Annotated in this window: 11 protein-coding genes; 6 read left to right on the top strand and 5 right to left on the bottom strand. The window is 39.3% G+C overall.

Annotated features, from left to right (window positions below):
• Entirely contained in the window at positions 1–402 is a 402-nt protein-coding gene (locus ACK8HY_RS04110) for a DoxX family protein (protein WP_346084330.1), read from the top strand.
• 152 nt (positions 403–554) lie between these two features.
• Here the strand turns inward: ACK8HY_RS04110 and ACK8HY_RS04105 are convergent, their stop codons facing one another.
• Positions 555–2072 carry a glycoside hydrolase gene (locus ACK8HY_RS04105; protein ID WP_416132859.1) on the bottom strand — a complete coding sequence of 506 codons (1518 nt, stop codon included), beginning with the start codon at positions 2070–2072 and terminating at the stop codon, positions 555–557.
• A gap of 162 nt (positions 2073–2234) precedes the next feature.
• Here ACK8HY_RS04105 and ACK8HY_RS04100 point away from each other — a divergent pair, with 162 nt between their 5' ends.
• The gene (locus tag ACK8HY_RS04100) at positions 2235–2666 is read left to right on the top strand and encodes a DinB family protein (RefSeq protein ID WP_416132858.1); all 432 of its coding nucleotides are present in this window, start codon (positions 2235–2237) and stop codon (positions 2664–2666) included.
• A 53-nt stretch (positions 2667–2719) separates the two neighbouring features.
• Here the strand turns inward: ACK8HY_RS04100 and ACK8HY_RS04095 are convergent, their stop codons facing one another.
• A complete protein-coding gene (locus tag ACK8HY_RS04095) occupies positions 2720–3172 on the bottom strand; it encodes a GNAT family N-acetyltransferase (RefSeq protein ID WP_416132857.1) in 453 nt (150 codons plus the stop codon).
• A gap of 460 nt (positions 3173–3632) precedes the next feature.
• On the opposite strand from ACK8HY_RS04095, the gene ACK8HY_RS04090 reads away from it, so the two are divergent.
• Complete coding sequence (locus ACK8HY_RS04090) at positions 3633–4166, top strand: hypothetical protein (protein WP_416132856.1); 534 nt, start codon at positions 3633–3635, stop codon at positions 4164–4166.
• A gap of 7 nt (positions 4167–4173) precedes the next feature.
• Here the strand turns inward: ACK8HY_RS04090 and ACK8HY_RS04085 are convergent, their stop codons facing one another.
• Positions 4174–4383 (bottom strand): hypothetical protein, encoded by a 210-nt coding sequence (locus ACK8HY_RS04085; protein WP_416132855.1) that lies wholly within the window; start codon positions 4381–4383, stop codon positions 4174–4176.
• Positions 4384–4641: 258 nt separating this feature from the next.
• On the opposite strand from ACK8HY_RS04085, the gene ACK8HY_RS04080 reads away from it, so the two are divergent.
• Positions 4642–4836, top strand: a complete 195-nt coding sequence (locus ACK8HY_RS04080; protein ID WP_077435067.1) for a YqaE/Pmp3 family membrane protein — start codon at positions 4642–4644, stop codon at positions 4834–4836.
• Between the two features lie 52 nt (positions 4837–4888).
• On the opposite strand, the gene ACK8HY_RS04075 is transcribed toward ACK8HY_RS04080, so the two are convergent.
• A complete protein-coding gene (locus tag ACK8HY_RS04075) occupies positions 4889–5674 on the bottom strand; it encodes an alpha/beta fold hydrolase (RefSeq protein ID WP_416132854.1) in 786 nt (261 codons plus the stop codon).
• Positions 5675–5713: 39 nt separating this feature from the next.
• Positions 5714–6142, bottom strand: a complete 429-nt coding sequence (locus tag ACK8HY_RS04070) for an SRPBCC domain-containing protein (protein WP_416132853.1) — start codon at positions 6140–6142, stop codon at positions 5714–5716.
• A gap of 267 nt (positions 6143–6409) precedes the next feature.
• Between ACK8HY_RS04070 and ACK8HY_RS04065 the strand changes: the two genes are divergently transcribed.
• Together ACK8HY_RS04065 and ACK8HY_RS04060 are read left to right on the top strand one after the other, a co-directional pair.
• Positions 6410–6859: a hypothetical protein gene (locus tag ACK8HY_RS04065; protein ID WP_416132852.1), complete on the top strand. Its 450-nt coding sequence runs from the start codon at positions 6410–6412 to the stop codon at positions 6857–6859.
• Positions 6860–7378: 519 nt separating this feature from the next.
• The gene (locus ACK8HY_RS04060) at positions 7379–13015 is read left to right on the top strand and encodes a DUF3320 domain-containing protein (protein ID WP_416132851.1); all 5637 of its coding nucleotides are present in this window, start codon (positions 7379–7381) and stop codon (positions 13013–13015) included.
• The last annotated feature ends 5 nt before the right edge of the window (positions 13016–13020 follow it).

The raw sequence follows: 13020 nt of genomic DNA, 5'->3' as shown, positions 1-13020 counted from the left end.
ATGAAAAAAAATCTTGATTTAGGCATTTTAATCAGTAGAGTAGCTATTGGCGGTCCCATGTTGGTGTACGGGATCAATAAGTTGATTCATGGCATCGGGTTCATTAAGGACATCATTGTCAGCATCGGACTTCCCTCCTTTTTTGCCAATGGCGTATTTGTCGGCGAAATCATTGCACCGATTATGATTATCCTTGGTCTACGCATACGTTTGGCGGGTGTAGTATTCGCCATTAACTGCCTTACGGCAATTTGCCTCGCCCAAAGCGGTAATATCTTTAAATTGAATGAATTTGGGGGCTGGGCGGTAGAGCTTTTGGTTATCTACATGCTGATTGGACTAAGTTTTCTATTTATGGGAGCAGGTAAATATGCCGTTTCGACAAATAATAAATGGGATTAATCGCACTGCATTAATTCGAAAGCAGAAATGGGCTGTCCAAAAAGATTTCGGACAGCCCATTTTCTTTTATTTTATTCGTCCCCCCTCTTACACACATGCACTACTTAGGGGATGTTTTTACTCTTCGGATTGCTTATTTTCCATTTATATCCTTATTGTTTGGTTCCTTCGAGTGTCGACACACTCTTTGCTGGAATAGTTAAGCTATATACCCCAGCAGTTGGCGCAATCGTGCCGGCAGGTGCCCAATGCCCTGTACTGGTCGCTGTAGTCTGATAATTGGATAATTGTCCCCCTACAAAACCTGACAGATTGATATCCAACGGAACACTACTGCTACCTGTATTTGTCACGACCATCGCAAATTTACCTGTTTGCGGATCTTTATACGCGGATATCAGTAATCCGTTGGCATTTTGTACCGCCACATTGATACGCTTGTAATTGGCTTTAATAAATCTGGAATAATGCCCCATCACGTCATAAGCCTTGGTAAACTCTAATGAACCATCACTCCGTGTACAGATTAAAGCCTCATTGTTTTGGAATGCGAGCATCCCGAGCCAAAAAATATAGGCACTGGCATCACAATCAGCAAGCAATTTGTGCATATTAACGGCAAGCTTCAATCCACCTTCAATTCCAGCATCGTAGTTTCCGCCATCGTCCGACGCTTCGGTTACCCACATAGGTTTGCCGCCTGTGGAAAATGTCCACTTTGATGGGTTTTGGTTGAATCCTCTTTTTCCGCCGATCAACTCTGTAATTTCAACATAACCATGACCTGCCAGAATATCGACATTACTCCTGTCCATTCCTGATAGGAAGGTATTGGCTGTACCCCAAGCCGCATTTTCAGAAGCGATGATTTTGGTACTTTGCAAACCTTCTTCATTTAAAGCTGGTCTGAGGTTGTTAGTGACAAACTCACCAAGTTTATTCGAAGCCCAATAAGATGCATCCCAATCCGAAAATACATTTTCAGGTTCGTTCGTTGGCGATATGGCATTAATTGTGATCCCTTCATTTTGATAGGCTTTAGCGAAACCAGCCAGATAGCGGGCAAATAGCGTCGAAGAGGTATTCAGATTAAGCCCATTAAACCATTTACCACTGATACTATTGGGATTTGTCTTCATATAAAGCGGTGGTGTCCAGGTACTGGCGATAATAACCGGAACCTGAAATCTTTCCTTAGCCTTTTTTAGAATCCATAGCTGTCCCAGATGCTCGCGCGCATCCGCCGAAAGTGCCTGATAAGCCGGACTACTCACTGCGACATCGATATCAACCCCTGCAGGCTTGATGGTCACCACCCTATTCTGTTGATTGAAAGGATAGGTATGTAATACCTTGCCGCGCAATATATTCAACTTCAAACCCGAATTACCCCAAAGATAGTCCAGAATACTATCTCTCTTCGGAGATTCAAAGAAAGGAACGATACGCCCTCCGAAGGCACCAAAACCGTCAATTTTTTGCCGTTCCTGGTTCCATTCCACAACGGCATTTGTCGTTACTGCGGCAGCCTGCGCATTTAACTGATTCAAACGATTCACCGCATCATCTTCATTCGTCGATAATACCTGCTTTTGACACCCCGTCATCCATAGGGATGCAACTAATCCAAAACAAAAGATGGATTTAAAAACCAATTGATTTCTGTTCATAAATTTTTATTTTATTAATTTGTAATAACAGTTATATCTTTAAATATGACTTGCGGTAAAATTGTTTTGTCAAATTTCAAACAAAATATTTTTTATTTGAAATTTAACAAAACAGTCAATGAAGCTAACAATCAGCTATTACCATGTTAACATTCAATAAAAATGGACAATTTTATACAAGATTTTGAAGTGCTCATAGCTGCTTTCCCGAGTGAACTTTCGGCCATTGATACCATAGCATTTAGTGCGAAGCCAGTTCCAGAAAGATGGAGCAAGAAAGAAATTTTAGGGCACCTGATCGATAGCGCAATGACAAACTATCTCCGGTTTATTAGAGCACAATCTGAGGAAAATCCGCAGATCTTTTACACACAGGATGACTTTTGTGAAAATGCAAATTATCAGCAGTCAGAAACCAAACAGCTGCTTGATCTATGGTTAGCACTCAACAAGCAACTTTTATTTCTATTCAAGACTTTGATTACTAAAAGCCTGACAATGCGAAAATGTAATGATCTAACACTTGCCTTTTTGATGGAAGATTATGTAGCCCACCTTAATCATCATCGTCAACAGATACTAGCTAAATCGTAAAAAAGGTCTAGTCCAAATAATCATATGATGCTAAGGACTAGACAAAATTCAGTTTACCTTTTACTCCACCAATGATAATAGTTGTGCAGTCCATCGTATTCAAAACCGCAACGTGGGTATAGCGTATTGCCAATGTCATTTGTTTTTTCTGTTTCGAGCATTAACCCGCAGGCACCGGTTTCGGCACACCATTGTTTGCTTTGATCTATCAGTGCTACGGAGAGTCCCCTACCGCGATAATCTTGGTGGACAAACAGATCGCTAAGCAACCATTGCATTTCTAATTTAGTGTAATGAAATAATTTATACAATTGTACAAAGCCCACGGCTTTACCGTCAGTGAGAACTAGAAAAACAATCGATTCGTCCTTCAAAAAGCGCTCCTTTAAAAACATCTTCCCTTTTTCCAGATCAGATTCCTGACGGTAAAAAATTCGATAAAGGTTAAACAATTCTGCGGTCTCGTTCAAGTCTTCAAGATTGGCTCTTTTAATTTGATAATTCATTTTAGTAAATATTTTGATTTATGCAGGCAAAAATATCCCTAAAAAGAATTCACATTATCATCCAGATCTGAGATGTCGGATAGTCCAGGCCTTGGACTTCATCAAATTGGCCTTTGTATCTGTTTCTATAATCTATCGGTGTCAATCCTGTTCTTTTCCCTATGGATGGAGCAGATTGAATCCTATGGTCACTATTCAAATCCATATTTCGTCCACGATTTTTCGGTAAAATGAAGGCCGAGGAAATCGGTATTTTAGTCTATAAACATACGGATCATCAATGAGACAATTCGGCATATGATCGAATATAAAATCTTTTCTGGCGGATTGTAAATTTAAAACGTATCTACTGTTGCACACGATTATATTTACGAAATAATCTATCGTTTTACATTACTATTGATCAATGAATAGGTTGATTACCTGAAGTAAAAAATAGATCTTCACTTATAGGGAGCTTATGGTTAATGAGGTGCAGTCTGAAAAGATTTATTATCATCCAAACTGGAAAAGAATCATGATCGCTGTTATTTTAGTGCTCATTGGAACAGGAACATTATGGATAGACATTACTTCTTTTTTGGGATCCATACCATGGCTACCATTAAAGCTGATATGCATCCTGATCGGGTGTTGGATGCTGAAGAACAACAAAAAAGCCGTTCGGGCGAAAACAGATTCAAGGGGATTTTATTTCACAAGAATGCCCGCTAGAAATACATTCAAAAAAGCCATTGCTGACCTAGATTTATTGGTATTTGTTCCATTCGTACAAATTGTCAATATCCGGATAACTGCAACTATATGGACAGGGACAAGACTCGAATTGGAAACTACACAGGGAAAAGAGATACTCACGATGTTAAACGTGTTGAGTAGAAAAGAGAAACAGCAGATTTATCAGACTATCAAAAGATTTGGTATAGCGAATGTGGTCAAAGCCCAGGAGGAAAAGGGGAAAATTGATTACATTAAAAAACCTGCTGTAGATTAGTTCCCTTTTAATTGAAGTTGTCCGATAATAGCTGATCGACATCTTCCCTAATTTCTTCGGGCAACATCAGGTAAACCGGTGTTTTTAAATTCTCTCTACTGGCCTCTCCTTCTATAAAAATGTTTTTAAATCCTTCATTGAGCCATTTTCCGTCTTCTTCCAAATAAGCTTTATATTTATTGTCCAAAATCTCAATAATGTTTTTGCTCTCTTTCATGTGTTCCGTCATTTATCTTATTGTAAACTGCATCTAAAAATATTTGACAGGGGAACATCAACATTGGTGCCACTCCTGCCCTGAATTTTTAAAAGAGGAATGGAAACATAAAATTTTAAGATTTCTTAACATCTTCAGCGATTTGCTTTCTTACATATTATTGTCGATTTTTGTTGTGTACATTTAAGCTATCTGTTACAGCGAAATGAACGGAGCCTGTTTCGGTTTTTTACACAGTTCTTTTATAAATCGTTTGATATGATATTGATTGCAGTATTACTACCTTGGTTATCTTTCTTTTTACGAGGTAAAATATTCAGTGGAATTATTTGTTTAATCCTCCAACTTACTATTTTAGGTTGGTTGCCCGCGGCAATATGGGCCGTTGCTTCACGTGTTGATGGTAAAAATCAACAACGCATACGCAGTTTGGAACGTAGTATGCGCCGTTAAATACCTCATCTGCTGTTCTAATCCAACGCATATAACATAAATTGGAAGATAATTATTCGGCCTCAAGGAATTTCTGAATTTGGAGGATAGTAAAATCAATTAATCCTTTATCTATTTGACCATCAAAACCTTTCATGATATAATTACCATGGTTAGCATGTAGAATCATGAGCCGTGCATTGGGAATCTGCTGTTGCATTTGTGCCAAATGCGGCCCTTTGACAACGTCCTGATCTCCTCCGATCAGAAATACCGGACAAGTTAGATTTTCTAAAGTACCCGGTTCGAAATCACGGAAATTTATCATGCGTTGGCTATCCTTTTCATACATATTTTTAAACTTTTCGGGATCCGGATTCAATTTCAAAAAATTTTCTTTCAAATAAGACGGCATCACTTCAATCGTAGAAGCTGACATGCTATCAAAAAAGCCATCTAACAAGCCCTCTCTTTTGGTGTTACCCGAAGCAGCAATTAATTTGTCTACCCTATCCGGGAAAAGAGAAGCAAGTGTCAAAATGGTCGTTGCACCATTACTGAAACCTAAAAATGAGGTTTTAATGATCTTTAGGTAATCCAAAACCGCGATAATGTCCCTTGCATCCTGTTCAAATGTTTCCGGAACTTCCCTATGCTCCGATCGACCATGATTTTGCATATCGAGCAAAATCAATTGATAGCGATCTTTCAATCTCGTGACGGTCTCTTCAAAATCACAAAATCCTGAGGATCCACCGCCGTGGATAAGCACAAGAGGCTTTCCGGTTCCATATATTTCATAATATAGTTTTATCCCGTTAGCTGCGGCATAGCCTGAGTGATTGTTCAATATGCTCATTATTCAATTTAATTGGTTTATTCTATTTACGATTTAGCTTTATCTACCTTCTACAAATTTTTTAAAGCTGAGCAGAACGGCGTCGGTGAAATTCTGCTGAAGATCAAGCGGTGTCACCGTGTCTGGTTCAAACGTCTCCCTTATAATCGTATTATGATCGATAGCCTGAAATTCAACAATACAGCTTCTTCCGCCACTGGTACTTTCAATATATTCGAAAGGGATAATACGTTCATATATCCCAACATAATCAAAACCTTCATGATCAATTCGCCGCTCCATTCGAAAATTAAATTGCCCACCTTCCCTAAAATTGTTTTCTACCTCCGGGCAATGCCAATCATCGAATGGAATATTCCATTGTTTTATAGACGCTGATCTGATCCAGTGCTCCCAGACATCTTCGAGCGGTTTCTCCACCAAAACAACTGAAACCAGCTTTTTTTTCCCTGAATTTACATCTTCCATATGTTATTTTCTAGATTAATTGCGATCCGTTAATTAATTTCCATCGTTTATTGGATAAATATTTCAACAACTGCCTTTGGTAAGCATAAAAAGCGGTGAATGAACATGTAGTATCAGCTGCAATACAATATTAATAAACATGCTATTAAATTAGCTTGCCCTATGGCAATATTTACGGTTCACTTATTTTTTTCGAATAAAGGATCAATTTGGCAAGTATGGTATATTTATTGCGCTGCAGAACAAAACATATAAAAACCGATTAAAATGAAAAAATTAGCATTTTTAGCACTATGTGTTACCCTATTTGCAGGATGTAATAATGCACAGCAACCGAACTCTGCTGAGAAAACAGACAGTGTGGCCAAAGAAGAAACACCATCTATCGGCGGCGATAAGGATGAACATGGATGTCTTGTCGGTGCAGGCCAAACCTGGAGTGAAGTTAAACAGGGATGTATTCAGGTCTTTAATGTAGGCACACGTCTGAATCCTGTTGATGTTAAAGAAGGGGATGCTATCATAAGTGCATTTGTTGTTGCTAATGACGATAAATCCAAAATGGAGCTATTTTTACCGGACGACAATAAAACAACGATTATTTTGAACAAAACTGAAAACAATACATACCAAAAGGATACCTTTAAATATGATGCTGATAAATCAGATCTATATGTAAATGGTGCAGTAAAATATAAAGGTGAAGTTAAAAAATAACATCCCTGAAACTTTATAGGACGTATAAGGTAATGCCAATGTTAATCACATCGGCATTTTTTATTTGTTTATTTTCTATTGATCTTTTTTTTACTAAGATATCCATAAGTTCGCTAAACTCGGTTTATTGGTCAAAAAGATACCGTCATAGGTTTTCACCGATATCTATAAGGAACTGCTATCTAACTATTCTATTTCGAAGATTGCCTGCGCCATAATAACATTGGTCAACACAACTAACATTACTCCGATAAGGGAAGCATATAATTTTTTCATTTTAAATCACTTATTAAATCTGACACAGATTTAATCATGCTTCCTTTATATATTTTGCCAAAAATTACACGCAAAACGACAACTAGAAATAGCGTATAAAGCAATTGGGAGTATATAAATTTTCTATATCTTTAAACTAATATATTTTTTTTTAAAATGATCGAAACTAATGCTTGTTTTCAGGTTGCAATAGAGAAATCTTCTCACTTTAATTATAGCTTCTGTTTCCATAATCTGTCGCTGGTGGAAAAAATTAAAATCACCGCGGTTACAAAGGATCTTGAACAGATGAAAATTGAGATTACTTCTGAAATCGGATTGTTCAGCCCCTACACATTTTATATAGACAGGTTTTTGGAAGGAACACCAGTGACAGTGGAAAATTTAGCTTTCGATTACAACATTCCATTTATCCGTAATCTGGTAGAGAAAGATTTGGATACGCTTACCTGTACGATTTATTCTAAAAATGAAATCTTATATCAGCAAAATTTCGCCGTAAACGTTTTACCGATGGATTATTTTGGCGGATTAAGTAAGTACCCCGAGTTATTGGCTTCTTACGTTTTGCCCAATCACGATATCATCTATACGATTAAAGCAGAGGCGGTCAAAATTCTTGAGAAAAACAGGTTAACACCAGCGTTTTTGGGCTATCAATCCGATAGCAAGGATCGTGTCCTGCAGGAAGTAATGGCCCTATATCAGGCTATTCTAAATATCAATATTACATACAGCGCCATGCCTGCAAGTTTTGAAACTGAAGGTCAGCGTATTCGTCTGGTCGATCAGATCTGGGAAACGAAGTTTGGAAACTGTATCGATATCTCGCTACTATTTGCGGCCTGTCTGGAAGCTATCGATCTGAATCCAATTCTTATTGTCACCCGAGGGCATGCATTTATAGGCGTTTGGCTCAGCGACCAGCGACTAGAAGCTGTTGTCAATTATGATCAGGCGGCTATTTCAAAACGGATCGCGCATGGAATTGATGATATCGCTTTGATCGAGTCTACGCATTTATGCCGAGGAAATGCCTATACCATGCGGGAAGCAATGAACATCGCCGAAACGCAGCTATTACATGCCAACAACTTTATTTTATCCCTTGATATCAAACATGCCCGTTCGCATGGGATCCTTCCCTTACCTTTTACTGGAAAGGACGAACTGAACAACGCAGCTTTAAAGAATACCACTGGATCAGCCAAAAAACAGGCTATCGATTATTTTAATATCGATGACAACAAACTGGATCTCGTTCTCAGTGAAGTCAAAGATCTAACAAAACAAAAAATCTGGGAACGAAAGCTGCTCGACCTTTCACTCAGAAATAACCTATTGAACCTCCGGTTCACTAAAAGTATGTTGCAAATAGTGGATCTGAAAACTGATCTCTTGGAAGATCATCTATCAAACGGAAAATCACTTACCATACATCCCAACAACAGTCAAGAGGTTTTACGACGTTACAATCTTTATTTAGAACCCTTGCATTCTTCCGAGCCATTATTCAAGCTTGCTGACGATGAATTCAGATATAATCGCCTGCTGACACTTTATCATCAGGATGATCTGGATAATATCTTAACACACCTGTACCGCAATGCGAAACTGGCCGAAGAGGAAAATGGAAAGAGCACCTTGTATCTGGGGGTCGGTTTATTGAAGTGGTTTGAACCCAAAACCAATCAACAGCCTAGACTTGCCCCCATCCTATTGATTCCTGTTGAATTATCACGCAGATCTGTCAACACCAAGTTTACGCTCCGAAGCCGTGAAGAGGAGGCCATGATTAATATTACATTGTTGGAGTATCTCAAACAGGAATTTAAGCTTAACCTCAATGCCTTGGAAGTGCTACCAATGGATGAGTCAGGGGTTGACGTACAAAAAGTATTCGCCATTTTAAGAAAGTCTATTTTAAACCTGGAAGGATGGGATATTCAGGAACAGGTTGTCCTTGGTAACTTCTCTTTTAACAAGCTTATTCTATGGCAGGACCTAACCAAATATGCAGAAGAAATTAAAAAAAGCACCATTGTAAAGAGCTTGATTGACGGGCGGCTTTCGGATCTATTGGATATCACCGCTGATTCGGAAAATCTGGAGCAGCTCCCCTCTTCCTTGTTAACATTGCCCATTCCAACAGACAATTCCCAGCTTGAAGCTGTACGTCACTCCAATGCGAATAAGAGCTTTGTATTACATGGCCCTCCCGGGACCGGTAAATCCCAAACCATCACCAATATTATCGCAAATGCACTAGCGAATGACAAAAAAGTGCTTTTTGTCGCTGCTAAAAAGGCTGCTTTGGATGTGGTACATCGCCGTTTGGTAAAAATTGGTTTAGGTTCCTTCTGTTTAGAGTTACATTCAAATAAATCTAAAAAATCAGATGTCCTACGGCAATTGGAACAGAGCCTGGAAACACCCAAGTATCAAAGTCATATCGATTTTCAGGAAGAAGCACAACGTATTGATCAGCGCAAAGCAGCATTAAGTCAATATGTTGACTCCTTACATCAGCCCTTTGCAGTGGGTTGGAGCCTGTATGATTCCGTTTCCTATTTAGACAGTCATCATGTCGAAATCAACACGGACTGGTTGCTATCCCTTCAACTGGAACATATTGACAAAAAGACCTGGAATAATTGGCAGGACTGGGCAATCCCCTTCGGAGAGTTAACGCATAAATTACCAGCGATTGACAAGCACCCATTGCACTTGATCCACTTGAAAGATCAGAACTTTGCTCACAAAAATAATATCGAGAAATCTATCGAAGATTATATACAGGCAGACGCTGAGGCAACAAAAGCTCTCTCAGATCTGCAATTGAATCTCCCGAAGAATTGGATCGAAAACAAGACCTCGCTATGTTCACTTCTCGAAAAGATCACTCAGTTTTCGGCGCATCAGACCATCGTAAATGTTTACTTTGATGTTCGCCAAAAAAATTTACTTGATCATTGGGTTGAACTGCAGAGCCAAAAACAGACATTAGAAAATGCGCTTGTTACAGATTTTGGCAACCGAATATTTACGACAGACTGGAATCTGATTGAATCCACATGGAATCAGTCAAAACATTCCTGGTTTCTACCCAAATGGTTGAAACAACGTAAAGTAAAAAAATTCTTAAATGGTTTTGCCACAAACAAAATTACTTCCGAACAGCAGGTTGATCAGTTCTTTTATCAGAAAAATTCCTTCGATCTGGTGGCAAAGAATTTGGCGGAACCGCAATTCTATCCGATAAACGAAGCGACGAGTTATTATCTCATAGGCAATACCTATAATTTAGCTACGCTGCAACAGCATCAGCAAGAACTGCGGGCATTCAATGAACTGGCGCAACAGCTCAAATTTGAAAACTTTCAATCTTGGTTAAACTATATACTCGCACATATAGATCTAAAGTTGAGAATACCAACCCTTATTTTAACGCTCCAACATTACGCAGATAAGCATCAGGCCATTTCGGCATTTTTAGTTCATATTCCAGAAGTCGATGTTTTAAATCAAATAAAACAAGATTTAGATCAACTTGAAGACTGGATCCGATACAATTATTATAAGGATCAGGGTATAAAACTGGGACTATCCTGGTTGATTGATCTACTTGAAGCGAACAAGATCAATAAAGATGCACTGACCATGGATATGGAAAGTGTATTGCATCTCAATTACTTTGTAAATTCTTTGGATCAGTCCAGCATTTTAAATGGTTTTGATGCGGCTGTATATGAGGCACAGATTTTACAATACAAGACACTTCATCAAGAGTTTACCCGATTGGTGCGGGAGCAATTGGTTTTGGAGCTCAGCAACAAAATCCCGAATCTCGCCCAAGAAGCAGTTCATAGTTCGGAAATCGGAATCTTACAACGTGCGATCCGAAATCGAGGTCGTGGAGTCAGTATCCGTCGTTTATTTGATCAGATTTCGACCTTACTTCCGCGACTCAAACCCTGCATGCTGATGAGTCCGATTTCGGTCGCCCAATATTTTGATGTAAATACCGATCACTTCGATCTGGTTATTTTTGACGAAGCATCGCAGCTACCGACATCAGAAGCAATCAGCGCCCTCGCTCGGGCAAAACAGGCCATTATTGTAGGGGATCCAAAGCAAATGCCACCAACGAGCTTCTTTGCCAGCAACAAAATGGATGAAGATCATCTGGAATTAGAAGACCTGGAAAGCATCCTGGATGATTCCCTCGCCTTGTCCATTCCATCGAAATACCTATTGCGTCATTATCGCAGTAAACATGAAAGTCTTATTTCTTTCAGTAACTCCAATTTTTATGAGAACAAATTGTTGACATTTCCTTCCCATGACGATCAGGACAAGAAAGTAAGTTTTCAATTTATCGATGGTCATTATGACAAGGGGAAAACCCGAACAAACCTAAAAGAAGCTGAGGCAGTGATCCAATATATAAAACAGCATTTGGAACATCGTCCTCATCGTTCATTGGGTGTGGTCACTTTTAGTCAAACGCAGCAGAATTTAATTGAAGATTTGTTGCAGTCATTATTCTCAGCGCATCCCGACTTAGAAGAAACGGCGCTACAGGGTGATGAGCCTATTTTTATTAAAAATTTAGAAAATGTCCAAGGCGACGAACGTGATTTTATTCTATTTTCCATCGGCTATGGCCCAGACGAAGATGGCAAGGTATCGATGAATTTCGGCCCTTTGAATCGTGATGGCGGCTGGCGCAGGCTCAATGTTGCTGTAACCCGGGCCCGATACGAAATGCGTGTTTTCTCTTCGCTAAAGGGAGATCAGATTGATTTAAACCGTACCAGTTCAGCTGGTGTGGAGGGACTAAAAGCCTTTTTAAACTTCGCTGAAAGAGGCGTATTGCAGACAGCTGAAGCAGTAGCCCATGATCAGGAAAAATATACGCTCATCCAATCGATTGCGAAATATTTAGACCAACAGGGTATAAAAGTGAAAACAAATATCGGTACCTCGGGCTATCGTGTTGATATTGGTATTGTGGATCCGCTGCATGCTCATCAGTATATTTTGGGGATATTGGTTGACGGGAAAAACTATTTCAATACACAGACAACCAATGACAGGGAACTGCTGATTCCGAATGTGCTGCAATCACTGGGCTGGAATATTTACCGCATCTGGACCTTAGACTGGATAAAAAACAGAGATAAAATACTGAATGAGATCCAAGCGGAAATTCAACGCATCGTAAACGATACAACGGCAAAAGAGCCTATCATCATCGATGCTTCTCAAGCACAATCGAAAACCACCCTTTCAGTGCTATCCGATGATGCCATTGTTTCATCTAAAATGAAACCTTATGTGAGCGCCAAAGTCAATCCAATGACAACAGCAAGTCCAGAATTAATTTATGATGCGGCCTATCGAACGGTATTGAGCGATCAGATCCTGAAGATCATCCGCACGGAATCTCCAATCAGTCAAAACCATCTCTTTCGCAAGGTACTACGTTTATGGAACACCACAAGAGCCACATCAAAACTTGTCCAGTATCTAACTGAACTGACGAGAAAATTGCCCGGAGTAAAGGAGGAGCTTTCCCATCAAATTTTTTATTGGGATCAGGAACAATCGGCCACAGCGCTGACATACTACCGTGACAATAACCTCGAAAAACGAGCGATCGAAGATATTGCGCCTGAGGAAATAGAGATCGCACTTATCGAGGTCATGGACAACAGTATCAGTTTATTAAGAGAGGATCTTGTACGCGCCACAGCCAGAGCTTTTTCCTTTTCAAAAACCGGTGCTCAAATTGATAGCATTATCAATACTTCAATTGATAAACTACTCCAACAGGGCTATTGGAAATCAATAAATGGGAGAATTGTTTTGATATAGATCAG

This window comes from Sphingobacterium sp. NGMCC 1.201703 (genome assembly GCF_047784615.1).
GTDB lineage: Bacteria > Bacteroidota > Bacteroidia > Sphingobacteriales > Sphingobacteriaceae > Sphingobacterium.
Note: the sequence above shows the minus strand (reverse complement) of the source record. Positions and strands in the feature narration are given on the sequence as shown.